The following is an 18,892-nucleotide window of genomic DNA, read 5'->3' as shown; positions in this document are numbered from 1 at the left end:
GACCGGATCGACCATACGGCCTTGATGGAGCGGGTGCGTTGCCGGGTGAAGGACAAACGCGTTCTGGCACTGGTCAAGGCGTTCTTGAAAGCCGGGATCTTGACTGAGCTCGGTGAGAACAAGAGCACCACGACCGGGACGCCGCAGGGCGGCATCCTGTCTCCGCTGCTGGCCAACATCGCCTTGTCGGTGCTCGATGAGCGCCTGATGGAGCCATGGAAGCCCGGTGGGACGATGTCGAGCGAGGGCAAACGCGGACACCGCCGCCGCAAGGGGTTACCGACTTGGCGGCTGGTCCGCTACGCCGACGACTTCGTCGTCCTGGTCCACGGGACACAGGTCGACACGCTGGCGGTGCGCGAGGACGTCGAGAAAGTGCTGGAACCGATCGGGTTACAGCTGTCACCAGCCAAGACCCAGATCGTGCATCTGAGCGACGGGTTCGACTTTCTGGGGTTCCGCATCCAGTGGCGCCGCAAGAGGGGAACCGATAAGTGGTACGTCTACACCTTCATCGCAGACCGGCCCATCCGGTCATTGAAGGCCAAGATCCGTGCCCTGACCCACAGGAAGTCACAACAAGACCTGAGGTCAATGCTGATCAGGCTCAACCAGATCATGCGCGGCTGGGCCAACTACTTCAAGCACGCCGTGGCCAAAGACCGGTTCTCAGCCCTTCACCAGTTTGTGTGGTGGCGGCTGATCCGGATGCTGCAAGTCCGGCACCGCTGGAGCTGGAAGGACGTCCGACGCCAGTTCACCACCCCGACCGGGCGGTGGCTGCCCATCACGGCGACGGACGGGACCGAGTTGTTCGACATCGCCAAGATCACGGTCACCCGATATCGCTGGCGGAGCAACAAGATCCCCAACCCCTGGGCCACACCCGCATGACGGCAGAAACCGTGGAGAGCCCGTTGCGTTGAGAGGCGCACGGCGGGTTCGGCGAGCGGTCTGGAGAAACGGACCGGGAGTAATCCCGAGACCGCGCTCCAGGCCGACTCGGCTCTGGCCCGTAATCGGTGGTGGCGTTGCGTGATTCTCATTGCAGCAGGATGCGGTGGCGCAACAGGTCGAACCCGGCACGGCCGTGCATCTGCCGCATGATCCTCTTCGTGCGGGTGTTGACGCCTTCGGATCGGCCGTTGTGGTGCCGGAGGGTGAGGGCGGCGTTCACGGCGTCGCGGTCGAGTTCGAGGCCGTTGGCGAAGCCGTGCAGGTGGGGTAGGTCAGCGGCTCGGATGGTGGTGATCCAGGCGGTGAGTTTGGCGTCGTTGCCTGCGGCTGGGGTGAGGAGTTCGGCGAAGCTGCGGACATGGCGGGCGAGTTCGGCCAGTTCGGGACACGCGGCTGTGAGTTCCTGCACCAGTTGGGTGTCGCTATCACGCAGCCGGTCGGGGTGGGTGAGCAGGAGACGGGCCAGGCGGCGCGGGGTGACGACGGGCCGCGCTCCTTCGGCTCGGCCTTGGGTGATGTAGCGGTAGAGCAGGTTGAGGCTGCCGGTGTAGCCGAGCTCTTTGATCTCGCGGAACAACTGCAGGACCGCCACGGCAGGGTCGGCGGCGCGCCGCTCTCGCAGGTGATCGCGATAGGGATCGACGAGGGTGGGCCGGTAGCGTGGAGCGCGGCGTAAGGCGTCGGGTTCGCGGGTGCGGGCGTAACGCTTGACGGTGTTCAGAGACAGGTTCAGACGGCGAGCGCACTCCAGGAGGCCGACGCCCTTGTCCAGCAGGTCGTGGATCTGCTGCCACCGCTCGCGGGTGGTCTGTTCGTGGACTCCTGCGGGCCGGGGCGGGTTGACCGCGGCCCAGCAGGCGCTGTGGGAACGAACCTCAGCGAGGGTCTTGTCGCAGAGATTCGCCCACAGGTGCCAGCGGTCCCCGACCTGCACCGCATCCGGCAGGGCACGTCGAATCGCCTCGCCGTAGGCGCCCGACCCGTCACGGCAGACAATCTCGACTCCGGGGTGGGATCGCAGCCACCTCTCCAGCGCGTCGGCGCCACGGCCGGGCAGCACGTCGATCCGCTCGCCGGTCTCGGCGTCGGTGAGGATGGTGGCATAACGGTGGCGGCGCTTGAGAGCGAAATCATCGACACCCAGCACTCGCGGGACCCGCGGCGGTGGCAGCGGCAGCCGCATGAGCAGGCGCAATGCCGTGGACCTCGACACCGCGGCGGCCAGGATCACCGAAAGCCGCGCACCTGCCCGGCCGGCCAGCTCTTTGACTACGGCGCCCAGTTGGCCGGTGAGCCTGCTGGTCCGACGCTGGTAACGCTCGAGCAGCCCGGGCACCTGCTCACGGAACGTCTGCCGAGGGCATCCCCGCGCCGGACAGACAAGACGTCGTACCTGCAGCGACACCACCACCCGCCGCCCGTCGACCGGGACGTCCGTGACTGTCCGGCTGCCATAGCCGTGCACCCGACCGGTCAACGTCCCGCACGCCGGGCACGGTACCGGCTCGTCGCGAGTACGGGCCATGACCCGAATGAGGTCGTGCTCGTCCCTTACATCCTCGATGACCAGGGCAGACAGCCCCGCAAACACCACACCCATAAGATCGTCGATCTTCAGCACGGCCCAGCCTGGCAGGCGAGCACTCAGTGCTACCACCGATTACGGGACAGAGCCGTTGTTCTTACAGTCCCTGACTTTCCGTTCAAATGCGTCTCGCCGAGAGTTTTCGCAGGTCATGACGGATGCAGTCGGGTGGCCTGAACGGCTGTGACACGGGCGGCGTACACGGTGTGGTCGACGGGCGGGTGGTGGAAGGCGTGCAAGGCGCCGCCGTACTCCTCGGGATCGGCGAACCAGCGCCCGCCGTTATGTCGAAGTCCGGCGCCACGTACCCCAGCTCGGCCAGGGCGTCGGCCCGGCGGCGCTGGAAATCGTTCAGGCCCGGCCCCTCGGGTTCGCGGTGATGGGTTCCTGCCGGTACGCCGACCTCGGCATTCACTGCCCACATCCGGCAGCGGGCTGTTAGCCGCGCTAAACGTGCCTTGAGATATTGGGCGTTGTCGGGCCGGAGCGTCAGCTGCCAGCGTGTTGAGGGCGGCGAGCAGGCAATGCTGCTCGTCCATCGAATGCGGCCTGCTGAGCTGCCCGTCGCGGGCGTCGACATGCCGTGCCACTTCCTGCTTCGAAGGAGTCCCGACATGCCCCTACGTGAACAGGTGACCTTCGCCGGTGATACGGCAAAGCTCGCCGGTCACCTCTTTCTGCCCGATACCGCGGGCACTGACGACGCCGTTCCGGTGTCTGGTGTCGTGGTCGCCGGGACCTGGACCAGTGTCAAGGAGCAGATGGCCGACCGGTATGCAGAAGAGTTGGCCCGGCGCGGCTTTGCGGCGCTGTCGTTCGACTTCACCGGATACGGCGAATCGGGAGGTGAGCCGCGCGACTTCGAGTCGCCGGAGCTGAAGGTCCGGGACCTCCGGGCGGCGGCCGATTTCTTGACCGGGCATCCGGCCGTGAGCGACTCGAACCTGGGCGCATTGGGCGTTTGCGCCGGCGCGATGTACGTGAGCGCCTTCGCCGCCCAGGACTCAAGGGTGCGGTCGCTTGCCCTGGTGGCGCCGTGGCTGCACGACCGCCGTATCTGTGAGGAGAACTACGGTGGGCCGGAGGGCGTCGAGGCGAAGAAGGCAGCGGCCACCGAGGCCCGGCGCAGGTACGAGGAGACCGGAGAGGTCGCCTACGTGCCGGTGGTCAGCGGCAGCGACCCGGACGCGGCCATGCCCTTCGACATCGACTTCTACCTCAACCCGCAGCGCGGCGGGATCCCGCAGTGGCCCAACCGGTTCGCCGTCATGGCCTGGACCGGATGGCTGGATTTCGACGCCGTCGCGCTCGCGCCGCAGGTGACCGCACCGGTTCTGCTCGTGCACAGCGAGGACGCCGCCATCCCGGACGGCGCCCGCCGCTTCCATGACGACCTCGCCGGGTCCAAGCACTTCGTGTGGACCGAGGGCACGCAGTTCGACTTCTACGACCAGTCACCCCAGGTCAGCTTCGCCGCGGACGCGGCGGCCGAGCACTTCGCCCGCACGCTGTGAACACCCCGGCACCCACAGACCCTCTTCATCGCCCCCCGACAGGAGTCCACTTCGCCATGTCCGATTCCCTTGAGGCCGCCGTGCCATCACCTGCCGAGACCAGGATCGAGGTCGCCGAAACCTGTACCCGGATGGCCGTGCACGCGGACCGCCGTGAATGGGCGCTCCTGCGCGACCTGTTCGCCGACAAAGTGCTCCTCGACTACACCAGCCTGGGCGGCGGCGAACCGGTCCAGCTCACTCCTCAGGAGATCGTCGATGGCTGGTCGGCTGCGCTCGGCGGCTACGACGCCACCCAGCACCTGATCGCCAACCACCTGGTCCAGGTCGACGGGGACCGTGCCGTGTGCACCGCGTCCTTCCAAGCCACCCACCGCCTCACCACCCCCTATGGGGCGCCACTGTGGACGCTCGGCGGTGACTACCGCTGGGAACTGGTCCGCACCGGCGGCCGATGGCTGATCAACTCCGTGGTGATGACGGCGACGTGGGGCGACGGCAACAAGGATCTGCCTGCACAGGCAGCCGGCTGAGCATGCCTGTCGCTACGCCGGGCGGCGGGCCCGCGCCGCCCGGCGTCCCCTCACTTCATCGCGCCAGGGTGCTCCCGCTACCAGCCGGCATGTCAGCGGTCGCCCCTGACCTGCGATCTCGGTTGCACGCCTTCAAGAACGTCTCAGGAGTGTCCTGGTGAAACCCCTGCTCAAGTCCTCCCGGGCCTCGGGCGCCACGACGAAGGCGGCCCGGGGCGGATCTCCCGTGGTGCTGGGAGCCGCTCTGCTGGGCTTCTTCCTCATCTCGTTGGACGCGTTGATCGTCACTGTCGCGCTGCCTGAAATCGGCCGGAGCCTCGGTGGCGGCATGTCCGGTCTGCAGTGGGTGGTGGATGGATACACGCTGGTGTTCGCCGCCCTGATGCTCTCCGCAGGCGCCCTCTCCGACCGCATCGGGGCCCGGCAGGCGTACGGCGGTGGGCTGGTGCTCTTTGCGCTGACCTCGGCCGCGTGCGGGCTCGCGCCCAACCTCGGCGTGCTGGTGGCGGCGCGGCTGGTACAGGGGGGCGCGGCGGCGGTGATGATGCCGGCGTCGCTGGCGCTGGTCCGGCAGGGCTTCCCTGACCAGGCGAAGCGGGCGCGGGCGATCGCCATCTGGACCGTGGGCGGGGCGGCCGCGGTGGCGGCCGGGCCGGTGCTCGGCGGAGCACTCACCGCCTCGGTGGGCTGGCGGTGGATCTTCTTCGTCAACCTTCCCGCGGGTCTGCTGGCGCTCGCCCTGCTCGCCCGCGTGCCGGCCTCCTCGCGGCTGCCCGCGCGACTGGACGTGGTCGGGCAGGTGACGGCGGTGGTCGCGATGGGCGCGCTGACGTACGGCGTGATCGAGGGCGGCGACAAGGGCTTCGGACGGCCGCTCGTGGTGGTGGTGCTGCTGGTGGCCGTGGCCGCGGCAGCCGCCTTCCTCATCGCGCAGGCCAGGGGCGCGCACCCGATGCTCCCGCTGGCGCTGTTCCGCTCGCGGGTGGTGGCGGTGTCGATGGTGGTCGGCTTCATGCTCAATGCCGCCTACTACGGCGGGGTGTTCGTCTTCAGCCTGTACCTGCAGCAGGAGCGCGGGCAGTCGGCGCTGCACGCGGGTCTGATGTTCATCCCGATGACGGCACTGGTCGCGGTGGTGAACCTCGCCTCGGCGAAGCTCGCCGGGCTGTTCGGTCCGCGAGTGCCCATGGTGGCGGGACAGCTGGTAGGAACGGCCGGACTGGTGGCGCTGCTCACCGTCGGCGCGCACACCAATGTGTGGGCGGTGGCGGCGCTGATGGTGCCGGTCGGCCTCGGCGGGGCGCTGACGGTGCCGGCGCTGACCGCGATGCTCCTCGACGCGGTGCCCGCGGACCGGGCGGGCACCGCCTCCGCCGTGCTCAACACCGCCCGCCAGGTCGGCGGAGCGATCGCGGTGGCAGTCTTCGGGGCGCTGCTAGCGGGGGCGGACACGTTCCTGTCCGGAATGCGGTGGAGCATGCTGCTCGCGGCGGCCGGGCTGATCCTGACGGCAGGCACGACACTGACCCTGCCGCGAGGCGGGCGCCGGGACACCGAGGCGTAAGCCTTGCCGCGGTGATCGCCTCGTGAGCCGCCATCCCGTCACCAGGTCTGGGACGTCCGCCGACAGCTGGAGCGGACGGCGGCCGCACACGAGCTCGGCTTCCTGAGAGCGGGCTTGCTATGCGGACCGCCCGACCGGGAGTCCATCTCCACGAGGTGCGGCGACCTCGAGGAGGATTTCCACGAAGGCTTGGAGCTTGGCGGATTCACTGCCTTTCCGCCACATCGGCGCATAGCCGACGGGTGGTGCGTCGTCGAATGAGATGTAGGTGACGTCCGGCCGGGCGTGGTAATCAGCCGCCTGCGCACCGACCGGAGTACCCCCTTTGCCCGCCCCGACCAACGACAGCATCTCCTCCCAGCCGAAGGCGGCCGGGCCTTGGGGGACGGGTCGGCCACCCGGTGTGCGGCGTGGATAGTGGGCATCGAGGAAGCCCTGGGACGCACCGACGGGCGTGATCAGTGGCAGGAGGGCGAGATCCTCCAGCGAGACCGTTCGCTGAGCCGCCAGCTGGTGGGAGGCGGGCACTACCAGGGCACGGCGTTCGGAGAAGAGAACGGGCCCGGCGATGACGTCGGGCCCGTCGACGGGAAGTTCCTTGACCAGTATGTCGAGTTCGTCGCCCCGCAACGCTGTGAAGGCGGCAGCGAACGTCACTCGATGGATCTCGACGGTGCACTGAGGATGGCGGGCTTGCATCTCCTCAGTCGCCCGCACGATGAGGTCGCCGCACCACAGGGCGGAGAAACCGACGCGCAGCATACCGCTGAGGCCCTGGCAGGCCGCCGAGGCGTTGGCGATGGCACGCTGAACCTGCTGATACGCGGGGAGCAGTTCGGCGTGGAGCTGTCGCCCGACCGGGGTGAGGGTCACGTGGCGGTTGCTGCGTTCGAACAACGCGCCGCCGAAGCGGCGTTCCAGTTTCTTGATCGTCTGGCTGACTCGGCCCGGTGAGATGAGGAGACGTTCAGCGGTGCGCGTGAAGTGAAGCTCTTCGGCCAGGACCAGGAACGTCTCGATCTCATGTCGCTCCACTGGGCCCTACACCTTCCGCAGCCATGCCACCGCCGCTCCAGGCCGCAAGCTTACCGCCGACAGTGAAGGTGCCTGCAGGTCCGCTCGTCCAGGGTCTTGACGAATCCGACGCTGCCGTTTTGTATCCACTCGCCACCACGCTGCGGCCAACTTCTCCTTGGGGAGAAACGTCTTGCTGATACCGCCGACCAGGGCGACCACGGCCAGCAGTCCGGCAGCGATCCACAGCGCGAGGTCCATGAGGTTCTCCTGTCGAGTAACTGGTCGAATCTCAAGTGGTGGCGACCCGATCCCACGGCGGGTGTGGCCGCCTGAGGACGGGATCCCCGGAGCAGCGCCGGGGATATGCGCGGGGATATGCGCGGGCCCCGGCCCGGATCGGGTGATCCTGGGCCGGGACGGGATCGGCGTGTCGGTCAGTTGGCCATGTCGGCGAACTTGCCGGGCTGGTAGGACCCTCCGGGGTTGCGCACGATCACGTTGAGCCGGTTGTTGGCATTGATCATGGCGATCAAGGAGACCAGCGCGGCGATCTGGTCGTCGTCGTAGTGCTCGCGCACCTGATTCCAGGTCTCGTCGGAGACCGGGTGGCGGGTGTCGGCGATCCGGGTGCCCTCCTCTGTGAGCGCCAGTGCCGCGCGTTCGGCGTCGGTGAACACCGTGGACTCGTACCAGGCGGCGACCAGGTGGAGCCGGTCGGCGGTCTCGCCGGCGGCGGTCGCGTCCTTGGTGTGGTAGTCGACGCAGAAGCCGCAGCCGTTGATCTGGCTGGCGCGAAGCATCACCAGGTTCTGGGTCGCCTCGGGCAGGGACGACTGGACGATCGCCAGGGAGACGTTGTAGATCCGCTTGGCGATCTTGGCGCCGAGCGGGTTGGCCATCAGGTCGAAACGGGCTTCCACGGATCTGGTCCTTACTCGTGGGTCGGGATACCGCGCGGGTTCCTCGCGCGGCGGATTACGTGGTGCGGAAGGCGGATGTGCTCAGCCGAGGTTGCCGGGCTGGTAGCCGCCGCCGGGCTGGCGGACGATGACGCCCATGCGGTTGGTCGCGTTGATCAGGGCGATGAGCACCACCAGATCGGCCAGCTGGTCCTGGTCGTAGTGCTTGACGGCCTGCGCCCAGGCCTCGTCGCCGACACCGCCGGCCGCATCCGCGATGCGGGTGCGGGACTCGGCGAGTTCCAAGGCGGCGCGTTCGGCGTCGGTGAACACCGTGGACTCACGCCAGGCGGCGACCAGGTTGATGCGGGTGGCGCTCTCCCCGGCGGCGGCGGCGTTCTTGCTCCACACGTCGGTGGCGTAGCCGTCGCCGTTGATCTGGCTGGCCCGCAGCAGCACCAGCTTCTAGGTCGCGGCAGGCAGGCTCGACTCGGTCAGGATCGTCTTGCTCGCCGTGCCGAGGTGGGTGGCGGCTTTGGCAGCGGTCGCGTCCGGGTTGCCGAACAGGTTCAAACGAGCGGTCATGGTGTGCTCCTTGCGGGGCGTCGTTGGTCGAAGTCGAACAGGAGATGCCGGTGACCCGGGCGGCGTGACAGCGCGGCGATGTGACCTTCGTCACCGATAGCGAATGTCACGAAGTCGCTCGGCACGGCATCGTGTGGGCGGCACCGGGTTCCGCCGCCCGAAATGGTCGTGGGCACGTCGCAGCACCGGAAGAGGGCCGCTTTGTCGGTCGCGGCCACGGGTGTCGTCACCAAGCGACGGGGCCAAGGCGGTCGGTAAAGGTTCCGGTCGGCCCGTCGGTGTCGAGCATCGCGAGCCTCACGATCGAGTCGGTGCCCTCGGTAACCGTCAGCTGACCGGTGTGGTTGTTCATGTCGGTGGCCGCGTACGTGCGGTTGGCGACTTCGCCGGGCGTGGCGACGTTGAACTTGATGTCGGGGAGCGCCTGCGCGTAGCGCAGGGTGATCATGTTCAGCGCTGCCTTCGACGAGCTGTACGCGAGCTCGTGCATCTTCGCCACCGGCTGATCGGGATCGGTCACGACCGCGAAGGAGCCGCCTGCGCTGGACACCATTACCACCCGCGGGCAGTCGGAGGACCGCAGCAGGGGCAGGAAGGCGTTCGTGACTCGGATCGGTCCGTACACGTTGGTGTCGTAGACAGAGTGGATCTCGTCGGCGGTCGCCTCTGCGGGCGCGATGGCGCGTCCGGGCGTGCCGGCGTTGTTGATCAGCACGTCCAGCCTTTCGGTGTGGTCTCGGACCAGCCGCACGGCGTCGGCCACGGATGCCTCCGAGGTCACGTCCAGCGGGACCATGATCACGTTCGCGCCGCCGCCGGTCAGCTTGTCGGCGGCCGCCTGCCCGCGGCCTTCGTCGCGTGAACCGAGGAAGATCGTCCAGCCCTGCTCTCCGAGTCGGCGGGCCGTCTCGAAACCGAGTCCCTTGTTGCCTCCGGTGATCAACACCGAGGTTTGTGGCGAGTCCGTCACGTCCTCAGCGGGGTTCGAGCGGGCATCCATGTTTCGGCCTCCTGCCGCGGATGACTTTCGTCGGGACAGCCGACCCAGGCGAGCCGGCACGGCACGGTTCGTACCGTTGGCGGACAGCATCGTTGGGCGGGACCGCGTTGTCAACACGGCACGTGCCGTTCCAGTAGAGTGGCAGCATGACGGATCAACGCGTCACCCGCGCCGATGGCCGAGCCGAAACGATCATGCAGGCCACCCTGGACGTGGCCCAGGAGACCGGCTACACCAAGCTGAGCATCGAGGCGGTCGCAGCCCGCGCCGGCGTCGGCAAGCACACCATCTACCGCCGCTGGCCGTCGAAAGGGCTGCTGTTCCTCGACGCACTCCTGTCACTGAACGAACCGGTGCTCGACTTTCCCGACACCGGCGACATCAGGGCCGACCTGCGACGGCAGATCCACGCGACAGTCGACCTGCTGGGCACCGAACCCTGGGCCCCGCTATATCAGGCCCTGGTGGGCGAGGCCCAACACGACCCCGCGGTCGCCGCCGGCCTCAATGAACGCTTCACCCGCCCACAGACCGAGAAGACCATCGCCCGCCTCAAAACCGCCCAACACCAGGGGCAGATCTCCCCCGACCTCGACCTCGATCTGGCCATGGCCATCCTGTCCGGCCCCCTGTACTTCACGTTCCTGATCACACAGGAGCCCGTCACCCACGACTACGTCGATCGCGTACTCGACGCCCTTTTCGCCGGGATGAGCCCCAGACCACCGATGCGATAGATCAGGGTCGCGGTGGCCTGGACCGCACGCGGCAGCGCAGCGATATGACCTATGTCACCAGCAGCGTGCGTCACGAAGCCCGCAGAGCCGGCATCTCATGTGCGGTGCCGGGAAGATCCAGAACGCATGGGAGCCGGTGATGCGCGAGCATAGTGACCGAAGTGCGGAGAACGCCGAGTCGCCCGCCGCCAGCGCGGGGAATCCGTCCGCACCATCGCCGCCGGCGTCAAGGTCTCCATCGGCGTCATCCGCAAGACCCTCGCAGACGCCAAGGATTCGTAGGCCGCCTCCGGCAGCCACCCGGATCGGAACGGCGAGTGGCGGTAAGCCGCGCCCCGCGTTCAAGGGGCCTTCCTCGGGTCGACGTTGGACCAGCGTCCGCGCACGGCTGCCACGGCCTTGGCGACCTGGGCGTCGAAAGTGTCAAGCTGCTCAGCTTCGGCAGCGCTCGCGACGAAGGCGCGTCGATCGCAGGCTGTGCCCGCGCGCCATATCCGCTCAATCGCGCGTGTTGCGGTGATGTCCGTCAACGGGTTACCGGACACGAGGACCAGGTCCGCGCGCTGCCCGGCCGCGACACGTCCTCGGTCGGCGAGACCGAACACTCGTGCCGGTTCGGTGGTGGCAGCGGCCAGGGCCTGCGTCGGGCTGATGCCGCACCGGACAAGGAGTTCCAGCTCCCGGTGCAGGCTTGCTCCGAACACGGTCCCCGGGTTCGGGGCGTCGGTGCCCGCCAGCAGAGTGACCCCCGCATCGGCCAGTCGTCGCACGTTGTCCTCTGCCCGCGAGTAGGGCGGCATTTCCTGGCCACGCCGTACCGAGGCACCCGAGGTCAACCGACGTGCCCAGGCATCCCCGAGCGCCTCGGCGAGCCGCGGGTCACCTACCACTGCCGCGCCACCCGGTTCACCGAGGGTGTTCTCGACGGTGGCCAGCGTCGGACCGACCACGATTCCGGCCTCGGCCATGCGTTCGACCAGGGCCTTGTCCAGCTCAGCGTCCGCGGGGACGTGGGCCACCACGTCGACACCGGCGGACACGACCTCCTCGACACCGGCCGTCGAGCTCACGTGAGCGACGACGACCAGGCCGCGGGCGTGCGCGGCAGTGACCAGTGCCTTGATGGTTTCGGAGTCCAGCGACGGCCATAGCCCCCCGGTGCCGGAGAAGATCTTGAGATAGTCCGAGCCCTCCGCGATCCGTTCCGCGACGAACTGCTCGGCCTGGTCAGCGGCGGTCAACGTCGGGAACGGGGCGTACATCATCGACGGGTGTCCCCCCGGCGCGGTGGCACCGACACCCGAGGAACGCACATCGGCCACGTCCGGACGGGAGCCAGCCTGCTCCTTGGCCCCGGCCACCAGGTCGGGTCTGCTGAACATGTCGAGAACGGTGGTAACGCCGAAGGTCAACGATTGCGCGAGGGCGCCGGGAACGAGGTGCACGTGCGCGTCGATCAAACCGGGAAGCACAGTCCCGCCACCCGCGTCGATCACTTCGTCGCCTTCTTCGGCGGCCGAGGCGGCCGAGCACGTGGTGATCAGGCCGTCAGCGAACCTGACCGAAGTCCAGTCCTGCGCCTTCGTCCCGTCGAATACCTTCGCGTTCACGATCGTTGTTGCCGCCCCTGACACATACATCGGTTCCACCACGCTGACCCCTTCCACACGGGCTGATGACGTCTACTCGCACGCTCTACTCCAGCCGGTCTCACCAGGGCCGATCAACGACCAACCCAGCCATGGAACAATCACCCAAAGGAATCGATCGAGCCGAGGAGGGCAGTGGCGATGGAGGTCCGGCAGCTGCGCTATTTCGTCACCGTCGCCGAGTGTGAACACTTCGGCCGGGCCGCGGAGGCCCTGCGCATCGTTCAACCCGCGGTAAGCAAGCAGGTCGCGCGGCTGGAACGCGAACTCGGACTGACCTTGTTCGACCGGTCTCACCGTCGGGCCCGGCTCACCCCGGACGGCCAGGCATTCCTTGTCCACGCACGCCGCGCGCTACGCGGCATCGACCGTGCCGCCGCTGCGGCCGTCGACATCGCCGCCGGCAACATCGGCTTGCTGCGCATCGGCAGCAGCATCGCATTCAGCCCTCGTATCGAAACTGCTCTTGCCGCTGTCCGCGACGCCCACCCCGGCATCACGCTCCAGGTGACAAGCTCCGCCTCAACGACCGGTCAGCTCGCCGCACTCGCCGCCAACGACCTCGATGCCGCGTTCGTGGCGGCGCCACCGGACACCCCGGGCGTGCGGGTTCATCACCTCTGGGACGAGCCGCTACTCCTGGCCGTCCCCGCCGCATACGCCCGCACCGCCAGCAACCTCGCCACGCTCGCTGAGCTCCCCCTGGCCCGATCCGCCCGCGCAGACAACCCCGGCATCTACGACCTGATTACGGCCGCCTGCCAAGCGGCCGGGTTCACCCCCCGCGTGGGTCCGACTCTGACCCGAGTCCAAGACCTCCTTGTCGGACCCGTTGCCTCCGGAAGGTGCTGGGCCCTGCTCCCCGCCGGCGTCGTCTCGCAAGACTCCACCGCCGTCGCCCTCGTCCAGCCCGACCAACCGATCCGCGTTCCCGCCGCACTCGCACTACCCGACCCCACACACCGCGCCTCCGCGCTGAGCCTGCTCACCGCTGCACAGACCAGCGCAGCAAGCAAGCTGGCGCCAACGAACGGTAGTTGACTCTGCAACTACCGTTCGTGGTTGCCAGCAGACAGGCCGACTCCACGATGAGCGGGCCACCTGCTCAGACTCAGTGACGCCAACTGAGGATTGTCATGAAGTTGACAGACCCAATTTGCCACGACTTGTCACTTCGCAGGTCAGCGCGCCAAGCTCCCGCGAAACTCACACGACATTGCCGATGCACTGCTGGCTCGGGGGCGAAAGCATTCTTGGATGCTCCCATGCTGCGTCATCTTCACAGATAATGATCTTTGTGCTGCCACCCAGTGGCATGACGTGACTGACAAACGTGGCAAAGTCGCCGTTGACTGACAGGTGTGATTCTGCATGTGACCTGCATTTTTGTCACGTCCTGACGCTGAAAATGTCATGTAAGTGTCCCTGGTGGCACGTCCAACATATGCCGCGCAATGTGAGTGACGCACGATCTCAGGCAGGGCGCGCGCGGGGCTTCGCGTAGGTGACGCGTTCCAGGCGCGGAACGTGATGAGCCTGAAGTGTGGGCCATCGGTTACAGTGACAGGCGTGGCGGTAACCAGCGCTCTCGCACAGGGATCTCTCTATCACCTGTTGAAGTCCACATCGATGGCGACGCATGAGGAGCCGCCGGATACGATCAACACTAAGGCGATCGAAACGGTCGATGAGGATGCATCGTTCGCATTACTGGGCATTTCGGGCTCGCCGCTCAGCTGACTGACACTATCTTATTGTGGCAGCACGACCTTCATGGACAGCGGTGTGCCTGCTTCCGTCTGCATGACGAAAGAAGGCATGTATCGTTTGCTGGCCGAGCCGGCAGGTACTGACGAGGACGAACCTCCGCCGGACACGACGCTGACCAGACAGATTGAGGCCCTCGACAATGACCGGGCGATCGCTGGGCTGGCAGGTGCCGGACTGCCCCTGCCATGACTGATGCAGCGGAATGGGTAATCGTTGGGGATGCCGATGATCCGCATGTCAAGGCGGTGACATCACGGTTGACCAGGTCGCACGCCGGCTAGATCGTCAACGCCGCGACGTTAGCCGAGACCTCCTACGCGTGGCAGGATGCACGGCTGAGCTTGCGTGACTCCCGTCGAACCGCGGCCATGGAGCCCGGGGACCGTACGCGTGGCTGGATCCGACGCTTGGCTCCCGCCGACTGGCAGCGCGGCGTGGTGATCGAGTCGATCGAGGCGGCGGAGAAGACTGCGTGGCTCTCGCTGCTTACGGCCGTGCTGCGCACATGTGGCGTGGGCTGGCTCACCGGCATCGATCCACTCGTCACGGCCGAGAACAAATTGGTGCAGCACACCGTGGCAAGGCGCTTGGGCATTGCCACTCCGGCGACTGTGGTGACCAATGACATCACCACGGTGCAGGATGCCGTCGGATTCGACATCGTGGTCAAGCCGTTGGGGCCGGGACACTTCTTCGACCGTGACGAGCCGTACACGGTGTTCGCGGCTGCTGTGCGTGCTGATGACGCCCTTCTGGAGGCGTTGGCGGGTGCGCCGTTTCTGGTGCAGCAGCGGGTCGTCGCACGGTCGCATCTGCGGGTGGTAACAGTGCGTGAGCAGGTGTGGGGAGCCGCCTTGGACGCCACGCATCAGCCGCTCGACTGGCGAGCTGCGCCAGTCGAGCATCGGTCTTTTTCCGTGGCCGCCCTGTCGGCCGAGGTCGCTCGGGGGGCTCTCGCCATGGCCGAGGCGCTGGATTTGGGTTACAGCAGCCAGGACTGGGCGGTGGCCGACGATGGTGCTTACCTTCTGGATGTCAATCCGGCCGGTCAATGGTTGTTCCTCCCCGAGGAGGTCGCGGCCCCGGTGAGCGCCGCTGTGGCGGCCTGGCTCAGCGGACCGTGATGGCGCAGCAAGAGCGGCTCCCGTCCGAGTGGAGGGTGTATCTGCAGTACGTCCTCGGCTTGTGGCCTGGCCGGCGGGTCCCGGTGTTCGACGTTCATTGCATCGAGCCGGGGGAGATGAACGGATGGCCAGATGGTGATCTGGCGATGGTGATCGATGAGGGTCGGCGGCAACTCGATCGCAGCACGGCGATCTGGAGCATGTCCGGGGTCGTGCTCAGTTCTTGTTCGCCACGGCTCTGGGGTTGCTGGTCGTGATCTTCACCAGTGCGCCCGGCATCATCGCGGCTCTGTCACTGTGGGTCTTCGTCATCTGGCTCATCGGTGTCTTCGGTACCACGCTCGGCCTGCTGGGCGCTGCGGCGGTCACCGTCGCCCGCAAGGATGTCGGCTGGATTGACACCACCCGTCTGTCACGACAGCCTTCACCGCTTCTGCCTCAGCTTGCCGCCGCCTACGCCCGGGCGGTCAGGACGGGAGAAAACACCATGGCAACCCATGTCACGGTGTTAGAAGGTGTCTTTGATCCCCATTGACTCCAGACCCGTTCCCAGTTCGAGCTCGGCGACCTGGCGCTGGAAATCGAGCCGATGCAGCCGCACGGCGGCGCGCACCCGGACCGGGGCGAGGCGCTGTTCGGCGTCTTGGAATCCCTGCAGAGCTTCGCCGACGATCTCGCGATTCCGGTAAAGACGCTGGAGACCTATCGCTGGGTGGCCTCGCGCTGGCCGGCCCAGCACCGCCGGCACGAGGTCCCGTACTACATTCAGAGACGTTGGCCTAGCTCCGCGACGATGAGGAGCGGTGGGAGCGCATCACCAAGCCTCCGCTGGACAAGCGCACCAGGACGCACCGGTGGACCGACACGGCCGCCAAGCAGGCCGTCGACCAGAAGTTCGCCGACACCACCTCGGTGCAGCAGAAGGTGGAGCGCATCCACGACTTGGCCCGAGACGAGCAGGTCGCCGCCGCCGTGGCCACCGATCTGCTACGCCGCCCGGAGGTCGCCTTCAAGGCGATGACCGACACCACCGCCCGGCACCTGGTCAACCGTGCGCAGGTCGACCAGGCCCGGCAGGCTGGCGAGGCGGTCCGGGAGCGCACCCCGGCGCTGCCCCGGATCGAACGCAGCCGCGACTTCATCGAGTTGGTCGGCGCGTGCTCGGTGTTCGTGGCCGCGGTGGGCCGGGTGCTGCCGACGCTGCGCGGGCACGCCTTCACCGCCGAGGAGAAGGCCACCGTGGCACGCAATCTCGGCCGGGTACGCGCGACCGCTGACTGGCTGGAGGCGGCCGTCGAGTCCGGCGACGTGAGCCTGGACGAGGGCCTGGCCCGGCTGCTGCGCGCAGAGTAGCGCCCATGCCCTCCAGGGGCCTGGCCGCCAACGTCTGCGGCGACCAGGTTCGTCTCGCGCTGCTGGAGGCCCGCCCGGCCGGACTGACCGCCCGGCAACTGGTCGGCGCCACCAAACTGAGCCTCTATCAGGTCCGCAAGGGCATCCTCTACATCCGGGAGGTCTCGGCGATGGCCCACTTGACCCCGCTGATCTGGACGCCGGGCGACGGCTACCGCTTCTCCTCCCAACCCGATGACTGGATCGCCTACGAGCGCTCGCGGATGCGCACCGAGCTGACCCGGATCAGCCGCCTGTTGTCGGCGACGGTCGCACCACACGCAGCCGCCCGACCGGAGGAGGAGTGGGTCAACCTGGTGCTGGGCCAGCTCAATGTGGTGCAGGCGGCGCTGACCCTGCTCAACAAGGCGGGGACGGCGTGAGCTGATGCGCCCGCGCCTCTACCCGTCTGACACCTCCGACGCCGAGTGGGCACTGATCGAGCCCCTCCTGCCGGTGCCCGCCTGCCAGACGCGCACAGGCGGGCGCCCGGAAAAGCACCACCGCCGCGACATCATCGACGCGATCAGGTATGTGACCGACAACGCCAGCAAGTGGAGGGCCCTGCCCGCGGACTTTCCGCCTTATCAGACCGTGTTCGGGTTCTTCAGCCGCTGGACCAGGGCCGGGGTCTTCAACCGGGTCCGTGATGAGCTTCGCTGTGCCATCCGGTTGCGCGCCGGGCGCTGCCCCAACCCGGTCGCTGGCGTCATCGATTCCCAGTCGGTGCGCGCCGCGGCCACCGTCACCGGCCGCTCCCGGTCTTATGACGCGGGGAAAAAGGTGCCGGGGAGAAAGCGCCACCTGGTCGTGGACACCTTCGGCTTGCTCATGATGGTCATGGTCACGGCCGCCGGACAGCCCGACCGCGACGCCGCCCGGGAGTTACTGGCCCGGCTGCGGATGCTGCACCCGCAGCTCACCCTCATCTGGGGCGACAGCGCCTACGCCGGCACGCTGGTGGAGTGGACCCGCCGTTTCCTGCACCTCACCTTGAAGATCGTGACTAAACGGCCAGGTCAGACCGGGTTCAAAGTACTTGCGAGAAGATGGATCGTCGAGAGGACGCACTCGTGGATGATGAACGCCCGTCGCAACGTGATCGACTTTGAACGCAAGCCCTCACACAGCGAAGCCCACCTGACCATTGCCTCGATCACGCTCATGACCAGACGGCTGACCAGGAAGAGGCCGCCGGCATGGACCCGAGAGCCGGGCTCTGCGCTGCAGGGCGCCTCAGAGGCTGTCGCGTGTCACTGAGCCCGAGGGCCCAGGCACCGCTTCAGGCAGCACCTGCGTCCCAGCCCTACCGATCTAGCGATGTCGCGCTAACTGTTGGCCACCAAGGCCACGATGTCCTCGATGCGGACGATCTCCCCGCCCGCTCCCCAGTTGCCCTCCGGAATCTCGTCGATGTGCACCCACGCGGCGGTGGCTTGGGTGAACCGTCCCGGATCGGTGTCGGCGTCCGCGAGCACCCGGGTGACCCGCCGCACAATGTCACGGCGTTTGTCGTCGTTGAGCGAACCGGCCGGCACCCCCACTCGCACCACGTATTTCGGCTTCTCTCCGGCGGGCAGTTGCCGGCCGCCCACGAACCAGGCGTCGATCTCGTTCACCACCAGCCACGAGATGGCCCTGGCCGCCTCGACGTCGGGGGCGCCCTCAGCGATCATCACCTCCGAAACCAACCGCCCACCGATCTTCTCGCGGTGCTCCTGGTCGAGCGAGCCCTTGGGAACGAACAGTTCTACGAACGGCATCAGTCAGTCCTTTCATTAAACCCTGATGGTTCGCAACGTACAGCAGTGCGTTTAATGAAGCAACCCACTACACTGAGGGCCATGCAACGGACCAGCTTCGCGGAGATGCACTGCTCGATCGGGCAATCCCTGGAACGTGTCGGCGAGTGGTGGACGCCACTGATCGTGCGGGACATCTACCTCGGCCTGCACCGGTTCGACGACATCGCGGAAAACCTCGGTATCGCCCGCAACCTGCTCACCCAACGGCTCAAGATGCTGGTCACCGACGGCATCGTGGAGCGCAGGGCGTATCAGGAGCGCCCCCTGCGGCACGAGTACCACCTCACCGAGGCCGGTTGTGAACTCGTTCCGGTCCTGATGGCGCTGATGGCCTGGGGCGACAAATGGGCGACGCCGGCGGGTGGCCCGCCGGTGCGCCTGGTGCACCACGAATGCGACGCGGAGTTCACGCCGCAGGTCTGTTGCTCGGTGTGCGGGCAACCGGTGACCACCACCAACGTCACCGCGATTCCGGGCCCAGGTGCCGCCTCCGGACCGGGGACCAGGGTGCTCGCCCGGCGCAGCGGCATCGCGGTCGAGCAGGAGTAAGGAACGGAATCGCCGGCCACCCTTTGAGGCCCCACCACAGCGTGCGGCGATCCCCCTGGCGCGTACGGTCGTTCCGGTGCCGGAAGATCGTTAACAGGGGATCAGAGACACCCTCTGAGCTTGTTCTTTAAGGTCCGAGATCGCGTTTGGTGGTCAGGGACGTGGGCCGCTTGTTGACTTTCCCCAGGTTGTAGCGGGGAGCGCGGCTTCGG

General features: G+C 67.4%; 22 protein-coding genes and 1 pseudogene. 14 read left to right on the top strand and 9 right to left on the bottom strand.

The window, feature by feature from the left end; genetic code table 11:
- The coding region (locus tag AB0J64_RS54135; RefSeq protein ID WP_364045871.1) for a reverse transcriptase domain-containing protein at positions 1–894 on the top strand (894 nt) is incomplete at its 5' end.
- A 148-nt stretch (positions 895–1,042) separates the two neighbouring features.
- Here the strand turns inward: AB0J64_RS54135 and AB0J64_RS54130 are convergent.
- Entirely contained in the window at positions 1,043–2,548 is a 1,506-nt protein-coding gene (locus tag AB0J64_RS54130; RefSeq protein WP_364045875.1) for an ISL3 family transposase, read from the bottom strand.
- 608 nt (positions 2,549–3,156) lie between these two features.
- Here AB0J64_RS54130 and AB0J64_RS54125 point away from each other — a divergent pair.
- The 3 genes from AB0J64_RS54125 to AB0J64_RS54115 all read left to right on the top strand — a co-directional run bounded on the left by AB0J64_RS54125 (position 3,157) and on the right by AB0J64_RS54115 (position 6,153).
- On the top strand, positions 3,157–4,056 hold the full coding sequence (locus AB0J64_RS54125; RefSeq protein ID WP_364045869.1) for an alpha/beta fold hydrolase: 900 nt from the start codon (positions 3,157–3,159) through the stop codon (positions 4,054–4,056).
- Between the two features lie 56 nt (positions 4,057–4,112).
- Entirely contained in the window at positions 4,113–4,589 is a 477-nt protein-coding gene (locus AB0J64_RS54120) for a nuclear transport factor 2 family protein (protein WP_364045867.1), read from the top strand.
- A 157-nt stretch (positions 4,590–4,746) separates the two neighbouring features.
- Positions 4,747–6,153: an MFS transporter gene (locus AB0J64_RS54115; RefSeq protein ID WP_364045865.1), complete on the top strand. Its 1,407-nt coding sequence runs from the start codon at positions 4,747–4,749 to the stop codon at positions 6,151–6,153.
- 117 nt (positions 6,154–6,270) lie between these two features.
- On the opposite strand, the gene AB0J64_RS54110 is transcribed toward AB0J64_RS54115, so the two are convergent.
- The 5 genes from AB0J64_RS54110 to AB0J64_RS54090 all read right to left on the bottom strand — a co-directional run bounded on the left by AB0J64_RS54110 (position 6,271) and on the right by AB0J64_RS54090 (position 9,744).
- The gene (locus AB0J64_RS54110) at positions 6,271–7,188 is read right to left on the bottom strand and encodes a LysR family transcriptional regulator (protein ID WP_364045863.1); all 918 of its coding nucleotides are present in this window, start codon (positions 7,186–7,188) and stop codon (positions 6,271–6,273) included.
- 6 nt (positions 7,189–7,194) lie between these two features.
- Positions 7,195–7,428, bottom strand: a complete 234-nt coding sequence (locus AB0J64_RS54105) for a hypothetical protein (RefSeq protein WP_364045861.1) — start codon at positions 7,426–7,428, stop codon at positions 7,195–7,197.
- 176 nt (positions 7,429–7,604) lie between these two features.
- Positions 7,605–8,090 carry a carboxymuconolactone decarboxylase family protein gene (locus AB0J64_RS54100; protein ID WP_364045859.1) on the bottom strand — a complete coding sequence of 162 codons (486 nt, stop codon included), beginning with the start codon at positions 8,088–8,090 and terminating at the stop codon, positions 7,605–7,607.
- An 81-nt stretch (positions 8,091–8,171) separates the two neighbouring features.
- Positions 8,172–8,528, bottom strand: coding sequence for a carboxymuconolactone decarboxylase family protein (locus AB0J64_RS54095; protein WP_364045857.1), 357 nt, complete (start codon positions 8,526–8,528; stop codon positions 8,172–8,174).
- Positions 8,529–8,880: 352 nt separating this feature from the next.
- On the bottom strand, positions 8,881–9,744 hold the full coding sequence (locus tag AB0J64_RS54090) for an SDR family oxidoreductase (RefSeq protein ID WP_364045855.1): 864 nt from the start codon (positions 9,742–9,744) through the stop codon (positions 8,881–8,883).
- A 56-nt stretch (positions 9,745–9,800) separates the two neighbouring features.
- Between AB0J64_RS54090 and AB0J64_RS54085 the strand changes: the two genes are divergently transcribed.
- Complete coding sequence (locus AB0J64_RS54085) at positions 9,801–10,391, top strand: TetR/AcrR family transcriptional regulator (RefSeq protein WP_364045853.1); 591 nt, start codon at positions 9,801–9,803, stop codon at positions 10,389–10,391.
- A 341-nt stretch (positions 10,392–10,732) separates the two neighbouring features.
- Here AB0J64_RS54085 and AB0J64_RS54080 read toward each other — a convergent pair whose 3' ends face one another.
- Positions 10,733–12,043, bottom strand: a complete 1,311-nt coding sequence (locus AB0J64_RS54080; protein ID WP_364045851.1) for an amidohydrolase family protein — start codon at positions 12,041–12,043, stop codon at positions 10,733–10,735.
- Between the two features lie 138 nt (positions 12,044–12,181).
- On the opposite strand from AB0J64_RS54080, the gene AB0J64_RS54075 reads away from it, so the two are divergent.
- The 5 genes from AB0J64_RS54075 to AB0J64_RS54055 all read left to right on the top strand — a co-directional run bounded on the left by AB0J64_RS54075 (position 12,182) and on the right by AB0J64_RS54055 (position 15,469).
- On the top strand, positions 12,182–13,081 hold the full coding sequence (locus tag AB0J64_RS54075) for a LysR family transcriptional regulator (protein WP_364045873.1): 900 nt from the start codon (positions 12,182–12,184) through the stop codon (positions 13,079–13,081).
- Positions 13,082–13,609: 528 nt separating this feature from the next.
- Positions 13,610–13,780: a hypothetical protein gene (locus AB0J64_RS54070; RefSeq protein ID WP_364045849.1), complete on the top strand. Its 171-nt coding sequence runs from the start codon at positions 13,610–13,612 to the stop codon at positions 13,778–13,780.
- Positions 13,781–13,813: 33 nt separating this feature from the next.
- Complete coding sequence (locus tag AB0J64_RS54065) at positions 13,814–13,999, top strand: hypothetical protein (protein ID WP_364045847.1); 186 nt, start codon at positions 13,814–13,816, stop codon at positions 13,997–13,999.
- 218 nt (positions 14,000–14,217) lie between these two features.
- A complete protein-coding gene (locus AB0J64_RS54060; protein ID WP_364045845.1) occupies positions 14,218–14,934 on the top strand; it encodes a hypothetical protein in 717 nt (238 codons plus the stop codon).
- A 223-nt stretch (positions 14,935–15,157) separates the two neighbouring features.
- The gene (locus tag AB0J64_RS54055; protein WP_364045843.1) at positions 15,158–15,469 is read left to right on the top strand and encodes a hypothetical protein; all 312 of its coding nucleotides are present in this window, start codon (positions 15,158–15,160) and stop codon (positions 15,467–15,469) included.
- Here the strand turns inward: AB0J64_RS54055 and AB0J64_RS54050 are convergent.
- Complete coding sequence (locus AB0J64_RS54050) at positions 15,443–15,682, bottom strand: hypothetical protein (protein WP_364045841.1); 240 nt, start codon at positions 15,680–15,682, stop codon at positions 15,443–15,445. The genes AB0J64_RS54055 and AB0J64_RS54050 overlap by 27 nt on opposite strands.
- Positions 15,683–15,732: 50 nt before the next feature.
- Between AB0J64_RS54050 and AB0J64_RS54045 the strand changes: the two are divergent.
- The 3 genes and pseudogenes from AB0J64_RS54045 to AB0J64_RS54035 form a co-directional block, all read left to right on the top strand.
- Positions 15,733–16,287 (top strand): annotated as a pseudogene (locus AB0J64_RS54045) (DUF6192 family protein); the annotation flags it as partial.
- A 5-nt stretch (positions 16,288–16,292) separates the two neighbouring features.
- Complete coding sequence (locus tag AB0J64_RS54040; protein ID WP_364045839.1) at positions 16,293–16,709, top strand: hypothetical protein; 417 nt, start codon at positions 16,293–16,295, stop codon at positions 16,707–16,709.
- 4 nt (positions 16,710–16,713) lie between these two features.
- Positions 16,714–17,586 carry an IS5 family transposase gene (locus AB0J64_RS54035; RefSeq protein ID WP_364045837.1) on the top strand — a complete coding sequence of 291 codons (873 nt, stop codon included), beginning with the start codon at positions 16,714–16,716 and terminating at the stop codon, positions 17,584–17,586.
- Between the two features lie 68 nt (positions 17,587–17,654).
- Here the strand turns inward: AB0J64_RS54035 and AB0J64_RS54030 are convergent, their stop codons facing one another.
- Entirely contained in the window at positions 17,655–18,089 is a 435-nt protein-coding gene (locus AB0J64_RS54030; RefSeq protein ID WP_364045835.1) for a hypothetical protein, read from the bottom strand.
- An 81-nt stretch (positions 18,090–18,170) separates the two neighbouring features.
- Here AB0J64_RS54030 and AB0J64_RS54025 point away from each other — a divergent pair, with 81 nt between their 5' ends.
- On the top strand, positions 18,171–18,680 hold the full coding sequence (locus AB0J64_RS54025; protein ID WP_364045833.1) for a helix-turn-helix domain-containing protein: 510 nt from the start codon (positions 18,171–18,173) through the stop codon (positions 18,678–18,680).
- The last annotated feature ends 212 nt before the right edge of the window (positions 18,681–18,892 follow it).

Origin of the sequence: Nonomuraea sp. NPDC049695 (genome assembly GCF_040674955.1) — a bacterium.
Lineage (GTDB): Bacteria > Actinomycetota > Actinomycetes > Streptosporangiales > Streptosporangiaceae > Nonomuraea > Nonomuraea helvata.
This window is presented reverse-complemented; position numbering and strand designations above follow the sequence as displayed.